At 72.9% G+C, this 17,649-nt stretch carries 15 protein-coding genes; 7 read left to right on the forward strand and 8 right to left on the reverse strand.

The genetic code is table 11. The features are described 5' to 3' along the window. The first annotated feature begins 88 nt into the window (after nt 1-88). Entirely contained in the window at nt 89-1,006 is a 918-nt protein-coding gene (gene metF, locus ACZ46W_RS13450; RefSeq protein ID WP_468336013.1) for a methylenetetrahydrofolate reductase [NAD(P)H], read from the forward strand. A gap of 51 nt (nt 1,007-1,057) precedes the next feature. Next, nucleotides 1,058-1,891, forward strand: coding sequence for a hypothetical protein (locus tag ACZ46W_RS13455; RefSeq protein WP_468336016.1), 834 nt, complete (start codon nt 1,058-1,060; stop codon nt 1,889-1,891). Nucleotides 1,892-1,934: 43 nt separating this feature from the next. On the opposite strand, the gene ACZ46W_RS13460 is transcribed toward ACZ46W_RS13455, so the two are convergent. The 4 genes from ACZ46W_RS13460 to ACZ46W_RS13475 all read right to left on the reverse strand — a co-directional run bounded on the left by ACZ46W_RS13460 (nt 1,935) and on the right by ACZ46W_RS13475 (nt 7,493). Continuing rightward, nucleotides 1,935-3,449, reverse strand: a complete 1,515-nt coding sequence (locus ACZ46W_RS13460) for a phytoene desaturase family protein (protein WP_468336019.1) — start codon at nt 3,447-3,449, stop codon at nt 1,935-1,937. Between the two features lie 399 nt (nt 3,450-3,848). After that, nucleotides 3,849-4,457: a TetR/AcrR family transcriptional regulator gene (locus ACZ46W_RS13465; RefSeq protein ID WP_468336022.1), complete on the reverse strand. Its 609-nt coding sequence runs from the start codon at nt 4,455-4,457 to the stop codon at nt 3,849-3,851. 26 nt (nt 4,458-4,483) lie between these two features. Next, on the reverse strand, nt 4,484-6,577 hold the full coding sequence (locus ACZ46W_RS13470) for a YhgE/Pip family protein (protein WP_468336025.1): 2,094 nt from the start codon (nt 6,575-6,577) through the stop codon (nt 4,484-4,486). Next, complete coding sequence (locus tag ACZ46W_RS13475) at nt 6,549-7,493, reverse strand: ATP-binding cassette domain-containing protein (RefSeq protein ID WP_468336028.1); 945 nt, start codon at nt 7,491-7,493, stop codon at nt 6,549-6,551. The genes ACZ46W_RS13470 and ACZ46W_RS13475 overlap by 29 nt, the downstream gene beginning before the upstream one ends. Nucleotides 7,494-7,647: 154 nt before the next feature. Here ACZ46W_RS13475 and ACZ46W_RS13480 point away from each other — a divergent pair, with 154 nt between their 5' ends. From ACZ46W_RS13480 to ACZ46W_RS13490, 3 genes are all read left to right on the forward strand, one after another. Beyond that, nucleotides 7,648-8,133, forward strand: coding sequence for an SAV_6107 family HEPN domain-containing protein (locus ACZ46W_RS13480; RefSeq protein WP_468336031.1), 486 nt, complete (start codon nt 7,648-7,650; stop codon nt 8,131-8,133). A 71-nt stretch (nt 8,134-8,204) separates the two neighbouring features. Then, the gene (locus ACZ46W_RS13485) at nt 8,205-8,963 is read left to right on the forward strand and encodes a methyltransferase (RefSeq protein ID WP_366129118.1); all 759 of its coding nucleotides are present in this window, start codon (nt 8,205-8,207) and stop codon (nt 8,961-8,963) included. A 266-nt stretch (nt 8,964-9,229) separates the two neighbouring features. After that, a complete protein-coding gene (locus tag ACZ46W_RS13490; protein ID WP_468336034.1) occupies nt 9,230-9,628 on the forward strand; it encodes a DUF3040 domain-containing protein in 399 nt (132 codons plus the stop codon). Nucleotides 9,629-10,104: 476 nt separating this feature from the next. Here ACZ46W_RS13490 and ACZ46W_RS13495 read toward each other — a convergent pair whose 3' ends face one another. The 4 genes from ACZ46W_RS13495 to ACZ46W_RS13510 all read right to left on the reverse strand — a co-directional run bounded on the left by ACZ46W_RS13495 (nt 10,105) and on the right by ACZ46W_RS13510 (nt 15,801). Further along, nucleotides 10,105-12,507, reverse strand: coding sequence for a transglutaminase TgpA family protein (locus tag ACZ46W_RS13495; protein ID WP_468336037.1), 2,403 nt, complete (start codon nt 12,505-12,507; stop codon nt 10,105-10,107). Beyond that, nucleotides 12,504-13,871 carry a DUF58 domain-containing protein gene (locus tag ACZ46W_RS13500; RefSeq protein ID WP_468336040.1) on the reverse strand — a complete coding sequence of 456 codons (1,368 nt, stop codon included), beginning with the start codon at nt 13,869-13,871 and terminating at the stop codon, nt 12,504-12,506. The genes ACZ46W_RS13495 and ACZ46W_RS13500 overlap by 4 nt, the downstream gene beginning before the upstream one ends. Then, nucleotides 13,871-15,043 (reverse strand): AAA family ATPase, encoded by a 1,173-nt coding sequence (locus tag ACZ46W_RS13505; RefSeq protein WP_468336043.1) that lies wholly within the window; start codon nt 15,041-15,043, stop codon nt 13,871-13,873. Before ACZ46W_RS13505 ends, ACZ46W_RS13500 begins: the two co-directional genes overlap by 1 nt. 209 nt (nt 15,044-15,252) lie before the next feature. Then, nucleotides 15,253-15,801 (reverse strand): beta-class carbonic anhydrase, encoded by a 549-nt coding sequence (locus ACZ46W_RS13510; RefSeq protein ID WP_468336046.1) that lies wholly within the window; start codon nt 15,799-15,801, stop codon nt 15,253-15,255. Nucleotides 15,802-16,213: 412 nt separating this feature from the next. Between ACZ46W_RS13510 and rsmH the strand changes: the two genes are divergently transcribed. Beyond that, nucleotides 16,214-17,170, forward strand: a complete 957-nt coding sequence (rsmH, locus tag ACZ46W_RS13515; RefSeq protein WP_468336049.1) for a 16S rRNA (cytosine(1402)-N(4))-methyltransferase RsmH — start codon at nt 16,214-16,216, stop codon at nt 17,168-17,170. Nucleotides 17,171-17,239: 69 nt separating this feature from the next. Further along, nucleotides 17,240-17,647 (forward strand): cell division protein FtsL, encoded by a 408-nt coding sequence (gene ftsL, locus ACZ46W_RS13520; RefSeq protein WP_468336052.1) that lies wholly within the window; start codon nt 17,240-17,242, stop codon nt 17,645-17,647. The last annotated feature ends 2 nt before the right edge of the window (nt 17,648-17,649 follow it).

Below are 17,649 nucleotides of genomic sequence, written 5' to 3' on the forward strand. Positions count from 1 at the left end.
TGTCCAAGGGGTGGACAACAACCCGGCAAAACCGACAAATCACCCTGCTCTGGTTGGGTGACGCCCGACCCGTGGCTAACCTGCCCGTATGGCCCTTGGCACACCTTCCACCAGGACAGATCGCGCGCGAACGGTGCGCGATCTGCTCGCGACCGGCAAAACGTCGTACTCCTTCGAGTTCTGGGCGCCCAAGACGGAGAAGGGCGAGCGGAACCTCTGGAACGCGCTGCGCCGCGTCGAAGCCGTGGCTCCGAGCTTCGTCTCCGTGACGTACGGAGCCGGCGGCTCCACCAGGGCCGGGACGGTCAAGGCCACCCAGGAGATCGCCGCCGACACCACGCTCACGCCCGTCGCGCACCTCACCGCCGTCGACCACACGATCGCCGAGCTGCGCAACATGATCGGCCAGTACGCCGACGCCGACATCCGCAACATCCTCGCCGTCCGGGGCGACCCGCCCGGCGACCCGATGGGCGAGTGGGTCCCGCACCCCCAGGGCGTGCGGTTCGCCGCCGACCTGGTCCGGCTGATCAAGGAGTCCGGCGACTTCTGCGTCGGCGTCGCGGCCTTCCCCGAGATGCACCCGCGCTCCACCGACTGGGACACCGACATCCGGCACTTCGTGGACAAGTGCCGTGCGGGCGCGGACTACGCGATCACCCAGATGTTCTTCTTCCCCGAGGACTATCTGCGGCTGCGCGACCGGGTCGCGGCCAAGGGCTGCGAGACCCCGATCATCCCCGAGATCATGCCCGTCACCAGCGTCAAGCAGATCGAACGGTTCGCTCAGCTCAGCAACGCCCACTTCCCGCCCGAGCTGAAAGAGCGGATCCTCGCAGTCAAGGACGATCCGGCCGCTGTACGCTCCATTGGCATCGAGTTCGCGACGGAGTTCTGCGCACGGCTGCTCTCCGAGGGTGTCCCCGGATTGCACTTCATCACGCTCAACAACTCCACGGCGACGCTCGAGATCTACGAGAATCTCGGACTGCACGAGCAGTCCTGACCGGCCGTACCCGCCAGTCCCGGGGCGGGGGGCCGTACGAGAGGGGCGGGCATGGGCTGGACGGTCCTCTACATCGCGTTCGGCGTCGTCGCGTTGTGGCTGCTCGGTGAAGTGCTCCTGCAGTACAAGGCCCGGCTGCGCTGGCGGCTGCTCGCCTTCGCCGGGTTCCTGGGCGTGGTCCTCGGCGTGCTGCTGCCCTCCGTCCCCGTGATCGCCGTGGGCGCCATCGCCTTCGCGATCGGCCAGACGTACGTGACGCTCTCCTTCCGGCGGGGCTTCTCGACCGGGTGGGCGCTCGGCGGCCGCCCCGGGGCCAGCCGCCGCCGCAAGTCCGGGGCGACGGGCGCCGCCGCCGGACCGACCCTGGAGGTGACGAACCTCGCATACGAGGAGCAGGAGCCGGACCGGGAACAGGACCAGCACCGGGACCAGCACCGGGACCAGGAGCCGACGGCCGCCGAGACCACGGCGGTCTACGCACCGGAGCCGCTGCCGGACGAGACCGGCCAGTACGGGGTCTACGGCGCCGCACCCGGCTACGCCCCCGCCGACCAGACCGCCTCCTACGACCAGGGGTACGGCACCTACGCCGCCCCCGCCTACGACCAGCAGGGCGGCTACGCCACGGCCACCCACGACTACGGCACCGGGGACCCGCAGGGGTACGCCGCCTACTCCGACCCGTACGCCGGCACCACCCCGTACGACAACGGCTACGGCGGCCAGCAGCAGTACGCCGACCCCTACGCCCCCCAGTACGGCATGGAAACCCCGCCCGGCGGCGTCTGGGTGCCGCAGCAGCGCGACGGGGACCAGCAGGCCCCGCAGCAGCCCCCGTACGGCTACGACCCGGACCAGGCCCAGGGCGACCCGTACCGCTACTGAGGGCGGTCCGTTTGCCGACCGCCCCGGGGGCCGGCCCTCGGCGCTACTGAGAGCCCCGGAAGCCCGCGCCCTCCACGATGAGCCCGGCCACCAGGGCACCCGACATCCCGGCGTGGGCCAGCCCGCCGCCCGGGTGCGCCCAGCCCCCGGCGAAGTACAGCCCGTCCAGCGGCGCCGGATTCGCGGCGGGCAGCAGCGACCCGCGCGCGCCGGCCAGCGCCGGACCCGGCACCTGGTACGCGCCCGTCTCGCGGAACGTGTCGGCCGGGGTGCGCACCACCCGCCACAGCAGCCGCTCCCGCAGCTCGGGCACGGCGGCCGCCGCGGCCTCGACCATCCGGTCGGCGAAGCCCTCCACGGCCGGCTGCCCGTCCGAGCCCCACAGGTTCTCCGACGAGAACGCCCCACCCGCCGGCACCGTCGCGGTCACCGTCACCGACTCGTGGTCCCCGTCCGGGCGCAGCCGCTCGTCGTCGGGGCGCAGCACCACGACGGTGGGCCGCTCGCACAGCCGGCCCCGCGCCAGGGCGTCCAGTTCGTCGGCCCGGTCGGCGGAGTGCACCACCGTCCGGTGCGCGGCGCCCGGCTCCCGCGCGCCGCGCAGCGCCAGGCACACCGTGACCCGGCCCGTCCGCACGCCCTCCTGGTGACGCGGCCACTCGTCCTGGCTGTCCCACTCCAGCACCTGGTCCCGGTACAGCGCCGGCAGGGGCGCGCCCGCGACCACGTGGTCGGCCTCGACCGCTTCCCGGTCGTCCAGCTCGACGCCGACCGCCCGGCCGTCCTTGACCAGGACACGGGTCACCGGCGTGCCGAAGACGAACTCCACCTTCCGCTGCCGGCACCGCTCGTACACGGCGTCCGCCAGCGCCCGGATGCCGCCGCTCACGTACCAGCTCCCGAAGGTCTGCTCCATGTACGGCAGCACGGCGGCGGCAGCGGGGGCGGTCGCCGGATCGAAGCCGTACGCCAGGGCGTGGCTCTCCAGCAGCGCGGCCAGCCGCGGGTCGCGCAGCTCGCGCCGCCCCACATCGGCGAGCGTGGCCGCCGGACGGCGCAGCAGACCGGTCCTCGGCGCCGGGTAGGGGTCGCGCGCGAACGGCGTCACGTCCGCCGGGAGGGGCTCCTCCAGCAGCGGCCGCCGCGAGCGGTCCCAGGCGTCCCGGGCACGGTTCAGGAACTCGCCCCACCGTGCCCCGGCGCCCGCGCCGAGCGCCGCGTCCAGCGCGGAGACGATCCCGGCGCGCGAGGCGTTCGGCAGCGAGACCGCCGTACCGTCGGCGAAGACGTGCCGGCTCGCCGGGTCGACCTGGGCCAGCTCGACGCACCGCTCCAGCGGCTCCTTGCCGGTCTTCACGAACAGGTCCCGGTACACGGCGGGCAGGTGCAGCAGGCCCGGTCCGGTGTCGAAGGCGAAGCCGTCCCGCTCGTACCGGCCGACCGCGCCGCCGTACGTCTCCATGCGCTCGTACACCGTCACCCGGTGGCCCGCCACGGCCAGCCGGGCCGCCGCCGCCATGGCGCCCATCCCCGCGCCGATCACCACAATCCGTGCCATGTCACGGACCTTATCCGGCGTCCGGCTGCGCATGAGCACGGACGTCTGAGTACCCGTACCTAGGGAGCGAGATGAGTAGGTACGCGGATGGGACCGGATGGGCCCGGACGGAAGAGTGGAGACCACGGAAGGGGCGCGGAGCCGACACCGCCGACACGGGGCGGCGGTACCGGCACCGCGCACCTGACGGAACGGGGGTGCACAAAGGAGGGCCCGGGACCAACGGGGGAAACACGGTGGTCAGGGCTCTCCCACCAGGGGGAACACGGGGGAACACGGGGGACCGCACGGGGGTACGGGGGGCACGGGGAAATCGGGGGACACGGGGGAATGACGCCGGTCCGGTGAGGCTCGGGGGGATCGAGCCTCACCGGACCGGCTTCTTCGTGTACGGCGGTCTCAGCGGCCGCTCACGCGCCCGTGCAGCAGCCGGGACAGGGCCGAGTGGACGTCGTCGATGGACCGTTCACGCTGGAACGCCTGCCAGTCCAGCGCCGCCACCAGCACCATCCCGACCAGCGCGGCGGCGGTCAGCGGGATGTCGATCTCGTCGCTCAGCTCGCCGTCGGCCACGGCTTCCCGCAGCACCGTCTCGACGACGGCGACCGCCTCCTGGCGCACCACCAGGAGGGTCGACTGCCAGGCGCGGTTGGTGCGCCACAGCTCGGCCACGTAGAGCTGGGTGAAGGCCGGGTAGCGGTCGATGAACAACAGACCGGCCCGGATCATCGCGTCCAGCGCCTCGACCCTGGTCCCGCCGCGCGCCGCCGTCTCGTCGGCGGCGGCACGCAGCGACTCGGTGAGCAGTCCGACCCCGTGCCGCAGCAGCTCTTCGAAGAGCTCGGTCTTGCTCTTGAAGTTGTAGTAGACCGTGCCCTTGGCCACCCCGGCGCGCTCGGCGATCTCGTCCACTGTCGTCGCCGAGAAGCCCTGCTCGGCGATGAGGGTCACCGCGGCCTCGTAGAGCTTGGTGCGGGTGGCCTGCCGTCTGCTGCTCTGGGTGTCCATGGCGTCGATTCTCACAGGCCCGGCGCTCACAGGCTCAGCTCCGGGTGCAGGCGGTCCAGGCTCCACACCTGCTTGCGGCGCGCGGAGAGGGCGGTCAGGGCGAGCGCCCCGGCGGTGAAGGCGGCCAGCACGGCGCAGGCCTGCCAGACCGGTCCGATGCCGCCGCCCGTGATCAGCCGGCGCAGTGCCTCGACGACGTACGTCATCGGCAGGAAGGGGTGGATCGCGTTGAAGAAGCCGGGGCTGGTCTGCACCGGGTAGGTGCCGCCCGCCGACGTGAGCTGGAGCATCAGCAGGGCCAGGACCAGGATCCGTCCGGCCGCGCCGAAGCGGGCGTTCAGCCACTGGATGATGGCGGCGAAGCAGCAGGTGACCAGCAGCAGGAAGGCCACCGTCCCGGCGGGACGGGCCATCCGGAGACCCAGCCCCGGGGCCCAGTGCAGGACCGACATCAGGGCCGCCACCTGGAGCACGCCGATCGTGGCGACCGGGAGCCAGCCGGCCAGCGCGATGCGCCAGGCGGAGGCACCGGCGGCGAGCGCACGGCGGTTGAGCGGCTGGATCAGCATGTACGCCACCATGGCGCCCACCCACAGGGAGAGCGGGATGAAGTACGGGGCGAATCCGGTGCCGTAGTTGGGCGCCTTGTGCAGCGACTGGGAGGCGAGCTTGACCGGGTCGGCCATGACCTCGGTGCGGCGGTCGCGGGAGTCCTTGTCGTAGTCGGGGATCTTCTCGACGCCGTCGTTGAGTCCCGTGGCCAGCTCGGTGGAACCGTCGGCGAGCTTGTACAGGCCGCTGTCGAGCTCGCCGGCGCCCTTCTTGAGCCGCCCGACGCCGCTGTCGAGTTCGGTGGAGCCCGACTTGGCGGTGCTCAGGCCCGTGTGCAGGGTGTCGGCGCCGGTGGCGACCTTGTGGGCGCCGGCGTTCAGCTCGTTGATCTTGCCGACGGCGTAGGCGAGGTCCTCGTCGAGGTTCGGCGCCCGCTTGGCGAGGGCGTCGGCCTTCGTCTGGAGGTCCTTGAGCTGCGCGTCCAGTCGCTTGAGGTCGCCGTTGCTGTCCTTGGCCAGCTCGTGGAGGTCGTCGGCGACCGTCGCCACGTCGGCCGAGGCCACCTTCGCCTTCTCCAGCTTGGGGCACGCCTTGGCGTCGGGCAGGGGGTTGTCCTCGCACTGCTCCTTGTGGATGGCGGCCAGTTCGTCGGCGGCGACGTGCGCGCCCGTCCGCAGGGTCGGCCCCCGCTTCACGATGAGGTCCAGGCTGTTGCGCATGCCCTTGGAGAGGTCGGAGACCAGCCGGGCGGAATCGCCGATCTGCTTGCCGTTGTCCTTGAGGTACGGCCGTACGTCGGCGGCCACACCATTGACCTTGTCGGCGAGCACCTGGGTGCCGTTGGCGACCTGCCGGGCGCCGGTCTCCAGGTCGGACGCGCCCTTGTCGAGCTTCTTCAGACCGCCGGCCAGCTCGCCGCTGCCCTTCTTGGCGTCGGTGAGGCCGTCGGAGAGGTCCTTGGAGCCCTTCTTGGCCTTCGCGGCACCGTCCTTGAGCTCGTCGGCGCCCTTGGCCGCCTTCTCGGTGGCGTCGTGGAGGTCGGAGAACTTGATGAAGATCTTGTCCAGGAACGACCGGGACGACTTCGTCGACGCGGCGGTGCGGACCTCGGCGAACACGGTCCGCGAGATCTGTCCCACGATGTAGTTGTTGGCGTCGTTCGTACGCACCTGAAGGGCGCCCGTCTCGGGCGCGGCGCCGGAGCTGGACGCGATGCGCTCGCTGAAGTCCCCGGGCATGGTGAGCGACAGGTAGTACGTGCCGTTCTCGACGCCCTCACGGGCCTCCGCGTCGCTCACCTCGTGCCACTCGAAGACCTTGCTCTCGCGCAGGTTCTTGGTGATGTCGTCGCCCGCGGTGATCTTCTTGCCGTCGGCGGTGGCGCCCCGGTCCTCGTTGACGAGCGCGACGGGCAGCTTCTCGAGCCTGCCGTACGGGTCCCAGAAGGACCACAGGTACAGCGCGCCGTACAGCAGCGGCAGCAGCAGGACCGCGACGAGCGCGGCGCGCGGCAGCTTCCCCCTGCCGAACCGCTTCAGCTCAAGCGCGGCCAGTTTCGGCGAGCGCATCGGCCGCCCCCTCCTCGGTGGTCCGGATGGTGATCGTGTTCCCGGGCGCCTCGCTGCACACGGCCAGGACGGTCGTGCCGCCGTCGGCGATGGACCGCAGCAGCGCCCAGGCCTCGGCGCGGTCGGCGTCGGAGAGCTTGAGGTCGATGTCGTCGACGGCCAGCAGGCGCGGCTCGCCGATCAGGGCCAGGGCGATCGACAGGCGCAGCGCCTCCAGCCGCTCCAGGTCCCGCACGGACGTGCGGTCCTTCTTGGGCAGGGCGTCCAGGTCGAGACCGGCGGCGTCCAGGGCGGCCCGCACGCGCGCGCGTGAGGCGGCGGCCCGCTCGGCGCGCGGCCGCAGCAGGGCGAGCGGGGAGCCGTCGAACCGGCGCTGGAGCAGGGCCCGTTCACGGAGGTGCTCGGCGACGGTCAGCGCCGGGTCGAGGTCGCTGACGCCGGGCACCGGGCCGAGCGCGCTGATCCGTCGTACGGCGGCCATCTTGCGCGGCAGTCGCAGCCCGCCGACCTCCGCGTGGCCCTCGGTCGGGCGCATCCGGCCGGTGAGGGCCAGCAGCAGGCAGGTGCGTCCGGAGCCGGACGGTCCCTCGATCGTCACGAGCGCGCCGGGCGCGGCGTCCACGGTGACGCCTCGGAAGGCCCAGCCTCTGGGCCCCTTCATCCCGAAGCCCTCCGCGACGACCGCCGCACCGCGCTGCCGCGGGGCGTCGTCGCCGGGGCGAGGGCCGGGGCCGGGTGCCGTGTCGTCGGCCGGCGCCTCGGCACCGGGCTCCGCCTGGTCACCGGGCTTCGCCTCGTCGTCGTGGTCCGCGTCTTCGGTGTGGTCCGCGTCCTCGGTGTGGGCGGCCTGCGCCTCTTCCCCCGCCACTGTGTCCCGCTTCTCCGGGCGTTCCAGGTCGTCGTCCTGGTGGTCCACGAGCCCCCATTTCTTTGAACTGACCAGTCAGTGCAAAAACTACTCCGAACCTTCGATCGAAGCAAAAGACCAGGTCAGGGCCGATTGTCAGTGGTGGCCTGCACGATGGACACATACGGCCACAGTGCCGTCACACGACGACTGGAGGTTCGTCATGGCCGGTTCCCACGCGGCGGCGAGCGACGTCCACCCCGTGCAGCGTCGCGCCTCGGCGCCCCCCGCCGCCCTCGACCTGCTCGACCAGGCCCGCGCGGGCCTGGAGGAGGCGAGCACCCTCGAAACCCCCAACGAGCGGTACGCCACCGCGCACCTCGCCGCCCTCCGCACCGCGGCCGCCGTGCTCGCGGTCCGGGGCCGCCCCGAGACCACTCCGCGCAAACGCCGGCAGATACGCAGCGCCTGGGACGTGCTCCCGGAGATCGCGCCCGAGCTGACCGAGTGGAGCGCCCTGTTCGCCGCCGGGGCCTCCCGCCGGGCGCGCGCCGAGGCGGGCATACGGGGCGCGGCCAGCAGCCGTGACGCCGACGACCTGATCCGGGACGTGACCATGTTCCTGGGCCTGGTGGAGCGGCTGTTTGTGCCCGAGCCGGTGCTGCCGCGGCCACGGGTCCGAAGGACGCCGGCGGACCAGCCGGATTGAGGGACCGTGCACAGCCCGTCAGGCCATAGGGTGGGAAGCGTTCGTTAACCGTCACCTAGGAGTCAACAGCCGTGTCGGACCCGCAGCGCCCCCGCGCCTCCCTTCGTACCGCCGTGGTGTGGGACGTTCTCGAGGACGCCCTCGACCGCCGGGTCAAGGCGACCGGCAAGGACAGCCTGGACGTCCTCGACACCGGCGGCGGCAGCGGGAACTTCGCCGTGCCCGTCGCGCGGCTCGGGCACCGGGTCACCGTCGTCGACCCCAGCCCCAACGCGCTGTTCGCGCTGGAGCGCCGTGCCGCCGAGGCCGGCGTCGCCGACCGGGTGCGCGGTGTCCAGGGCGACGTCCACGGCCTGTTCGACGTCGTCGAGCGCGGCGGCTACGACGTGGTGCTGTGCCACGGCGTCCTGGAGTACGTGGACGACCCCGCGGAAGGCGTGCGCAAGGCGGTGGAGGCCCTGCGGCCCTCCGGCGCGCTCAGTCTGCTCGCGGCCGGGCTCGGCGGCGCGGTCCTCGCGCGTGCGCTCGCCGGGCACTTCACCGAGGCCCGCCGCGCGCTCACCGACCCGGCCGGCCGCTGGGGCGAGGGCGACCCGGTGCCCCGGCGCTTCACGGCCGAGCAGCTCACCGAGGCCGTGGAGGCGGCCGGCGTGGAGGTCGGCGCCGTGCACGGCGTACGGGTCTTCGCCGACCTCGTGCCCGGTGTCCTCGTCGACACCGAGCCCGGCGCCCTGGACGCGCTCCTCAAGCTGGAGGCGGCCGCAGCCGAGCTGCCCGCGTTCCGGTCGGTCGCCACCCAACTGCACGTGCTGGGCGAAAAGCGCGGCTGAGCCGAGCAGCGGGCTGATCAGCGGCGCAGCGGCAGATGGAGTACGCCACAGGCCCCCCGCTCGCGTCCGGATCCCCGTATGATCGAGGGACACCATCCGGCATGACGGATCGGAGGACGGGGAATCAACGCCTCACCAGCCGAACCGGCATGGCGGCCCGATCGGTGAAATGGCACAGAGGGCGGGTTTCACGGGGGCGAATCCCTGCCTATCCTGAAAGGGCCGCATACCGGTCGCCCCCAGCGACCGACGACGAGGAGGACTCCGTGCCGCTCTCGGAGCACGAGCAGCGAATGCTCGAGCAGATGGAGCGAGCGCTGTACGCCGAAGATCCCAAGTTCGCGACAGCGCTCGAGGGAAGCGGGCTGCGTACATACACCCGGCGACGGGTCTACCAGGCTGTCGCAGGCTTCCTGGTGGGTATCGCGCTCCTCATGGCCGGAATGGTCGCGCAGCAGATCTGGATCAGCGTGGTGGGATTCCTCGTCATGCTCGGCTGTGCGGTCCTCGCGGTCACCGGATGGCGCAAGGCGCCCAAGCCGGGCGAGCAGCAGGCCGAGGGAGGCACGGCCGCCCACGGCCGGCACCACCCCCGGCAACGCCGCTCGATGATGGACCGGATCGAGCAGCGGTGGCAGCGCCGCCGCGACGAGCAGGGCCACTGAACGCACGGCCGCGAGGCCGGGCCCCAGCGTGACTTACGGGTGAGGGGCGACCGCTCAAGGGCGGTCGCCCCTCACCCATGTCCGCGGCCCCGTCGGCCCGTCGGCCCCGCCGACCTTTCCGGCGCCCCGCCCCGCCCGTGCCGCACGGGCACGCACAGGGGAGTCGGTGTCGCGCCAAGGCCGCGGCCCGTCGACCACGGCCCTTGCCCAGGCAACAGGCCGACCACCATCAGGCCCCGGCCACAATGCCCCGGCCGACAAGCCTCCGGACCCTGGCCACCAGGCCCCGGCCCTTGGCCAGGCAACAGGCCGACCACCATCAGGCCCTGGCCAACAAGCCCCCGGACCCTGGCCACCAGGCCCCGGCCCTTGCCCAGGCAGCAGGCCGACCCATCAGGCCCCGACCGGAAGGCCCCGGCCACCCGGCCGGGGCCTTCCGATCGGGAGCGGGCCGCGAGGCGCCGCCCGTCCGCGCGTCAGCCGCGTTGGCGGGTGGGGCGGCGGAGGGCGGCGGACCAGCGGGTCAGCAGGCGGCGGCGGTGGTCGGCCCAGCGGGTGGTGAGCGCCGTCCAGCGGTCCGAGAGCGCCCACACCACCCGCACGGCCGAGCGCGGCAGCAGCAGCGCGCGCAGCCGGCCGGCCCGGCCGGCACCGGCGGCCAGGCCCTGGCGGACACGGGCGGCGTCCTCGGCCAGCCCGGTCGCGGGCCGCGGCCGCGGGGCGTACAGGACCTGCTCCACCGCGTCGGCGACCCGGTGCACCGCCTCGGCCGGCGCCCCGTCCAGGTGGCCCAGCAGGATGATCCGCACGGCCGTCTGGCGCGGCGTCTGCGCATCGTCCGGCGGGATGCCGTGGTCCCACGCCGTGTCGATGACCTCCTCCCACACCGCCAGGGCCTGCCCGGCCGTACGGAGGCGCCGTGCCCGTACCCGCGTCCGCCACAGCAGCGGCAGCAGCGGTATCAGGACCACGGCCACCACACCGGCCGCGACGAGCAGGATCGTGCCCATCGGCGGGCCCGACCCGCCCGCCGCGGCGGCGTCCGGCTCCTCGGTGTCGCCGCACTCGCCCAGCCGCCGCGCCTGCGGCGGGCAGCTCTCCTGGGCGGAAGGCTGCGCGGACGGCGCCGCCGTGGCGCTCGCCTCGGGCGCGGCCGGAGTGCTCGGCTCACCCGTCGGCGTCTCCTGCCGGGTGTACTCGGGCACCGAGCCGCGCGTCGGCGTCGGCTCGAAGCGGGTCCACCCCACGCCCTCGAAGTACAGCTCGGGCCAGGCGTGGGCGTCGCGGATGCCGACCGACATGGTGCCGCCCGACTGCGGCGCACCCGGAGTGAAGCCGACCGCGACCCGCGCGGGAATGTCCAGCGTCCGGGCCATCGCCGCCATCGAGAAGGAGAAGTGGATGCAGAACCCCTCCTTGTTCTTCAGGAACTGGGAGATCGCCGCGACCCCCGTACCCGACCTCACCGCGGTGTCGTAGCGGAAGCCGCCCTCCACGGCGAACCAGTCCTGGAGTTTGACGGCCCGCTCGTAGTCGTTCGCCGCGTCCTTGGTGACCCGCAGCGCCGTCGCCTTCACGTCCTGGGGCAGGTTCTCGGGCACCTTGGTGTACTCCCGCGCCAGTGCGTCCGGGGCCGGCGGGGCGGACGCCAACTGCTGCCGGGTCGGGTTCACGACCAGGCTTCGCACCGAGTACCGCGCGCCCTTGGTGGTCTGGCCCTCGTCGCCGACGAGCGTGCGCCCGGCCGGCTCGTACCGCCAGCGCCCGTCGATGTCGACCCGGGACGCCGGATAGGGCAGCGGCAGCCATTTCTGCTCGTAGGTGCCGGACGCCGAGATGTTGGTGGTGATCTCCGACGTGCTGACGTTCCCGCTCAGCCCCTCCGGGCGCGGCAGCTCCTCCGGTACGTCCCCGATGGGGCGCTCGGAGGTCCTGAAGGACGTGCCGTCGAACCGGTCGAGCGCCACCAGGCGCAGATACAGCCCGGAGGTCTCCTCCGCGTTGGTGTTGTACCGCAGCACCTCGCGGTCCTCGGGCTGCGTCAGGTTGTCCTGCAAGGACACCAGCGGGTTGACCGCCTCGATGGTGCCCCCGCCGCCTTCGCCGCCCGCGTTGCCCACGCTGTCGAGCAGCCCGCCGCTGAGCGACGGCAGCACCGCCGGCACGGCCAGCGCGATGCCCAGGGCCACCACACCGATCCGCCGCCCGGTACGCACCGGGGCCACCGGCCCACCGCCCGGGGACAGCGGCCCGGCCGTCCCCCGGCCGCGCCGGGAGGGCGCCGCGGCGCCGAAGACCCGCCCCCACTGGGAGAGCCGGTCGCGGCCCTCGGCCAGCAGGAGCAGCAGATAACCGGCGGCGGCCAGCAGGAACCACAGCCAGCTCGCGCCGCCGCCCGACAGCCCGGCCGCCACCGAGTACAGCGCGAGCAGCGGCAGACCGGCCGGGGCGGCGCTGCGGAACGTCACCGCGAGGACGTCCACCGCCAGCCCGATCACCAGCACACCGCCGACCAGCATCAGCCGGATGCCGTCCGTCTCGGGCGCCGGGATCGCGTACTTCCCCACGTCCTCCGCACCCGCGGTCAGCAGGACACCGAACTGCCGGACGGCGTCCGGCCCGGGCAGGAACCCGGCCACGGCGTGGTCCCGGGCGAACACGACCGTCAGCGACACCAGGGCCACCACGGCCTGGACCGTCACCGTCAGTGCCCGGGCCGACGTCCAGCGCCGGACCAGCGCGCCCGCACCGCTCTGCACCGCCACCAGCACCGCCGCCTGGAGGAGCCAGGTGGCCGGATCGACCAGCGGCAGCAACGCGCCCGCCGCCATCAGCGTGGCGGCGAACGCGCACAGCGCCAGCCTCCCGCGACCGCTCATGACCAACCCCCCGAAACCCCGGTCATCCCACTGCTCGCCGTACCCGATCCCGATCCCGTACGGGCCCGGCCCGCGTCCCGCCACAGTTCGCCGAGCGACGCCCCGGCCGGAACGGCCACCGCCGTCCACCCCGCGTCGCGCAACCGTCGCAGCCTGTCCTCCACGGCCCCGGCGACCGCGCCGCCGGTCAGCCAGGTGCCGCTGTCCAGGACGAAGGCAACGGCCGCACCGGTGCGCTGCCGCATCCGGGCCGTCACCGCCGCCTGCTCCTCGTCCAGGTCGCCGATGAAGGCGACCAGCAGTCCTTCGTTCCCGCCGCGCAGCAGTTCGTACGCGCGCGAGAGCCCCGCCCCGTCGGAGTGGTCGACGACCGCGAGCGTGTCCATCATCAGGCCCGCCGCCTCGGCGGAGTCCTGTGCCGGCGAGGCGAACCCGTCCCCGCCGTCGCCGGGCAGCGCACTGCCCTCGTCGGTCAGCAGCCGGACCGCGAAGCCCCGCTCCAGCATGTGCACCACCACCGACGCCGCGCCCGACACCGCCCACTCGAAGGCGGTGTCCGGCCCGGAACCCTGGTAGGCCACCGCACGGGTGTCCAGGAGCACGGTGCACCTGGCCCGCTCCGGCTGCTCCTCGCGGCGCACCATCAGCTCGCCGTACCGCGCGGTGGAGCGCCAGTGCACCCGCCGCAGGTCGTCGCCGTAGCGGTACTCGCGCGGGATCACGTCGTCCTCGCCGGCCAGCGCCAGCGACCGGTGCCGCCCTTCGCCGTACCCAGACGCCTCGCCCGACAGCGATGTCGGCGGCAGCGGCTCGGTGCGCGGTATGACCGTGAGCATGTCGTACGCGCTGAACGACCGGGTCAGCTCGCACATCCCGAACGGGTCGCTCAGCCGCAACTGGAGCGGCCCCAGCGGATAGCGCCCGCGCAGGTCCGAGCGGACCCGGTAGGACACCTCACGGCGCCCGCCCGCCTCCACCCGGTCCAGCACGAACCGGGGCCGTGGCCCCAGCACGTACGGCACGTGGTCCTGGAGCATCAGCAGCCCCGTGGGCAGCCGCGAGACGTTCTCCATCCGCAGGTGCACGCGCGCCTCGGAGCCGGCCGGCACCCGCTGCGGCGACAGCCGGCGGCTGCCCGCCACCTGGTAGCGGGTGCGGTAGAGCACGGTCACGCAGACCAGCGGCAGCACGGCGAGCAGCAGCCCGACCCGCAGCAGGTCGCCCTGGCCCAGCACGTACGCGCAGATCGCCGCCGCGATGCCGGCCGCCAGGAACGACCGGCCGCGCGTGGTCAGCCCACCGAGGGCGGCCCGTACCCCGCCCATGTTGTCGCCGTCCTGGGCGGCGGGCCCCCCGGCCGTCATCACAGCCGCCGTACGCCGGGCTGCTGCTGGCCGTACAGCGGGGCGCCGGACACGGGGCCGCCGGGCACCTGACCGCCCGGCACGTGCCCACCGGAGACATGGCCACCGGAGACGTGCCCACCGGACACCGGACCGCCGGAGACGTGCCCGCCCGGGACGTGGCCGCCGGACATGGGGCTGCCGGACCTCGGCGCGGCCGCGGGCGGCGCCGCCGTGGGCACCGGTGTGCGCTGGAGGATGTCGCGGACGACCTGCTCGGAGGTGCGCCGGTTGAGCTGGGCCTGGGACGTCGGCAGCAGCCGGTGCGCCAGCACCGGGACGGCCAGCGCCTGGACGTCGTCCGGCAGCGCGTAGTCACGGCCGCTCAGCGCGGCGGACGCCTTCGCGGCGCGCAGCAGGTGCAGCGTGGCGCGCGGCGAGGCGCCGAGCCGGAGGTCGGGGTGGGTGCGGGTCGCCGCGACGAGCTCGACCGCGTACCGCCGGACCGCCTCCGAGACGTGGACCATGCGGACCGCGTCGATCAGCTTCACGATGTCGTGGGCGTGCGCCACCGGCTGGAGGTCGTCGAGCGGCGACACCCCGCCGTGCACGTCCAGCATCTGGAGCTCGGCCTCGGCGCTCGGGTAGCCGATCGAGACGCGGGCCATGAAGCGGTCGCGCTGCGCCTCGGGCAGCGGGTAGGTGCCCTCCATCTCGACCGGGTTCTGCGTGGCCACCACCATGAAGGGGCTGGGCAGTTCGTAGCTCTGCCCGTCCATGGTGACCTGGCGCTCCTCCATCGACTCCAGCAGCGCCGACTGGGTCTTGGGCGAGGCGCGGTTGATCTCGTCGCCGATCACGATCTGCGCGAAGATCGCGCCGGGCTTGAACTCGAACTCACGCCGCTGCTGGTCGTAGATCGAGACACCGGTGATGTCCGACGGCAGCAGGTCGGGCGTGAACTGGATGCGCCGCACGGAGCAGTCGATGGACCGCGCCAGCGCCTTGGCCAGCATCGTCTTGCCGACGCCGGGGACATCCTCGATCAGGAGGTGCCCCTCGGCGAGCAGCACGGTCAGCGAAAGCCGTACGACCTCAGGCTTGCCTTCGATCACACCTTCCACCGACCGGCGGACCCGTTCCGCTGTGGTGGTCAGATCTGTGAGGCTCGCTCGATCGTCATAGGTCGTCACACGGCCCTCCTCGGCCCGTTCCATGGGCCGTGCACGACTGACGGCACGGTCCACCCTTGAAACACGGACACCGTCTCCGAACCATTCAGGAGCGGTGCCACCCCCGCATTCTTGTTGCCGTTACCCGTACGTGTCACTCGGCTGTGGATAACCGCGTGCGATATGTCGGGGTTGGCATGGTCCGTGCGGGTGTCCCGTGCCGAGAAAAGTCAGGAAGACGCGTCGATCTCGCGCAGGAGTCCCGTCTTCACGTCGAAGACGAAGCCCCGGACGTCGTCGGTGTGCAACAGGAACGGTGACGTGCGCACCCGCTGCATCGACTGCCGGACGTCCTGGTCGACGTCGCGGAAGCTCTCCACCGCCCAGGCCGGCCGCTGTCCGACCTCCTGCTCCAGATCGTGCCGGAACTCCTCGGTGAGGGTCTCCAGGCCGCAGCCCGTGTGGTGCACCAGCACCACGCTGCGGGTGCCGAGCGCCCGCTGGCTGATGGTCAGGGAGCGGATCACGTCATCGGTGACGACACCACCGGCGTTGCGGATGGTGTGGCAGTCGCCCAGGTTCAGGCCGAGCGCCGCGTGCAGGTCGAGCCGGGCATCCATGCAGGCGACGACGGCGACCTGGAGCACGGGGCGCGCGTCCATCCCGGGGTCCGTGAAATCGGCGGCGTAACGACGGTTGGCCTCGACGAGGCGGTCCGTGACCGTGCCGCCAGTAGGTATCGGGCTGGGCATGGAGTGCGCGGAAGCGGAAGTCGACATGGCTATGACGTTAATGGTCACCGGCCCTCCGGGCGCGCTGTGAGAGGGGACAAAGAACATCAACGCACCTTGTTGTGAGGTAACCCACAGGCGGGAGCAATGCGCCACCATATGGGTGAGCCGTCCGTAATTGCACCCCTCGCGCGGCCGGGTGCCGGGCGGCCCGCGCGACGCGCTGCCCGGTTGATTGACCGGGCGGGGGAGTGGACTAAAGTGACGCGAAGTTCACGGAGACATTGAGCGAATCCCAGCGAATCCCGCAGTTTCTCCCCCGCGTGTGCGGCGGTACGTACGGCTCGGCCTCCTCCCGCTCGCCGGTCGGCCGACGCCCCCTTTCCGGCGCCGGACCCGGCAGTACGTACGCCGCGCCGAATCTGAGAGGGCGCATGAGCGAGCGCAGCGAGGGTCGTGCATGAACGAGACCCGACACGTCCCGGTGATGCTCCAGCGGTGCCTGGACATGCTGGCACCCGCACTGGCGCACCCCGGTGCGGTGGTCGTCGACTGCACCCTCGGCCTCGGCGGCCACAGCGAGGCGCTGCTGACCCGCTTCCCCGAGGCGCGGCTGATCGCCCTCGACCGGGACAAGGAGGCGCTGCGGCTCTCCGGCGAGCGGCTCGCGAGGTTCGGCGACCGCGCCACCCTCGTCCACGCCGTGTACGACGAGCTGCCCGGCGTCCTGGACCGGCTCGGCGTCCCGCGAGTCCAGGGCGTCCTGTTCGACCTCGGTGTCTCCTCCATGCAGCTCGACGAGGCCGACCGCGGCTTCGCGTACGCCCAGGACGCCCCGCTCGACATGCGCATGGACCAGACGACCGGCATCAGCGCTGCCGAGGTCCTCAACACCTACCCGCCCGGCGAGCTTGTCCGCATCCTGCGCCAGTACGGCGAGGAGAAGCAGGCCAAGCGGATCGTGGCGGCGATCGTGCGGGAACGGGAGAAGGAACCGTTCACCAACAGCGCCCGGCTGGTGGAGCTCATCCGCAACGCCCTCCCGCAGGCCGCCAAGCGCACCGGCGGCAACCCGGCCAAGCGCACCTTCCAGGCCCTGCGCATCGAGGTCAACGGCGAGTTGACCGTCCTGGAGCGGGCCGTCCCGGCCGCGGTGAAGGCCCTCGCGGTCGGCGGCCGGATCGCCGTCCTGTCCTACCACTCGCTGGAGGACCGGCTGGTCAAGCAGGTCTTCGCGGCGGGCGCCGCCAGTACCGCGCCGCCGGGGCTGCCCGTCGTGCCGGAGCGCTACCAGCCGAAGCTCAAGTTGCTGACGCGCGGCGCCGAACTCCCCACCGAGGAGGAGGTCGCCGAGAACCGCCGCGCCGCCCCCGCCCGGCTGCGGGGCGCCGAGCGGATCAGGGAGGACGAGCTGTGACCGGCCGGCACCAAAGAGGCACGACGGCGTGACGCACGAGGACGGCAGCGGGGCGAACCGGGAGGACAGGTGACCAAGGCGGGACCGTTGAAGGGGCGGGCGGCCAGGCTCGCGCGGCTCATGCCGTCCGGGCCGAGCACCGCGGCCCGCACCCCCTTCGTCCTGCTGGTCGTCCTGCTCCTGGGCGGCGGCCTGATCACCCTCCTGCTGCTCAACTCCTCCCTCAACGAGGGCTCCTTCAGGCTGAGCGAACTCAAGAAGCGGACCACCGAACTCACCGACGAGGAGCAGGAGCTCCAGCGGGACGTGAACGGCCGGTCCGCCCCCGACGCGCTGGAGCGCCGGGCCCGTGAGCTCGGCATGGTGCCCGGCGGCAGCCCCGTCTTCCTGGGCCCCGACGGCACCGTCCGGGGCGTACCCAGCCGGGCGACGGCCGAACCCGCCCCGCCCACCGTCCCGACGACGCCCGGCAGGTGACG

This window comes from Streptomyces sp. NPDC031064 (assembly GCF_055570965.1).

Excerpts from the sequence above, each read along its gene's own strand:
- ACZ46W_RS13465 (WP_468336022.1), bottom strand. The coding sequence starts at position 4,457 with ATGGACACCCAGAGCAGCAGACGGCAGGCCACCCGCACCAAGCTCTAC.
- metF (WP_468336013.1), top strand. The coding sequence starts at position 89 with ATGGCCCTTGGCACACCTTCCACCAGGACAGATCGCGCGCGAACGGTG.
- rsmH (WP_468336049.1), top strand. The coding sequence starts at position 16,214 with ATGAACGAGACCCGACACGTCCCGGTGATGCTCCAGCGGTGCCTGGAC.
- ACZ46W_RS13460 (WP_468336019.1), bottom strand. The coding sequence starts at position 3,449 with ATGGCACGGATTGTGGTGATCGGCGCGGGGATGGGCGCCATGGCGGCG.
- ACZ46W_RS13455 (WP_468336016.1), top strand. The coding sequence starts at position 1,058 with ATGGGCTGGACGGTCCTCTACATCGCGTTCGGCGTCGTCGCGTTGTGG.
- ACZ46W_RS13495 (WP_468336037.1), bottom strand. The coding sequence starts at position 12,507 with ATGAGCGGTCGCGGGAGGCTGGCGCTGTGCGCGTTCGCCGCCACGCTG.
- ACZ46W_RS13470 (WP_468336025.1), bottom strand. The coding sequence starts at position 6,577 with ATGCGCTCGCCGAAACTGGCCGCGCTTGAGCTGAAGCGGTTCGGCAGG.
- ACZ46W_RS13480 (WP_468336031.1), top strand. The coding sequence starts at position 7,648 with ATGGCCGGTTCCCACGCGGCGGCGAGCGACGTCCACCCCGTGCAGCGT.
- ACZ46W_RS13500 (WP_468336040.1), bottom strand. The coding sequence starts at position 13,871 with ATGACGGCCGGGGGGCCCGCCGCCCAGGACGGCGACAACATGGGCGGG.
- ACZ46W_RS13510 (WP_468336046.1), bottom strand. The coding sequence starts at position 15,801 with ATGTCGACTTCCGCTTCCGCGCACTCCATGCCCAGCCCGATACCTACT.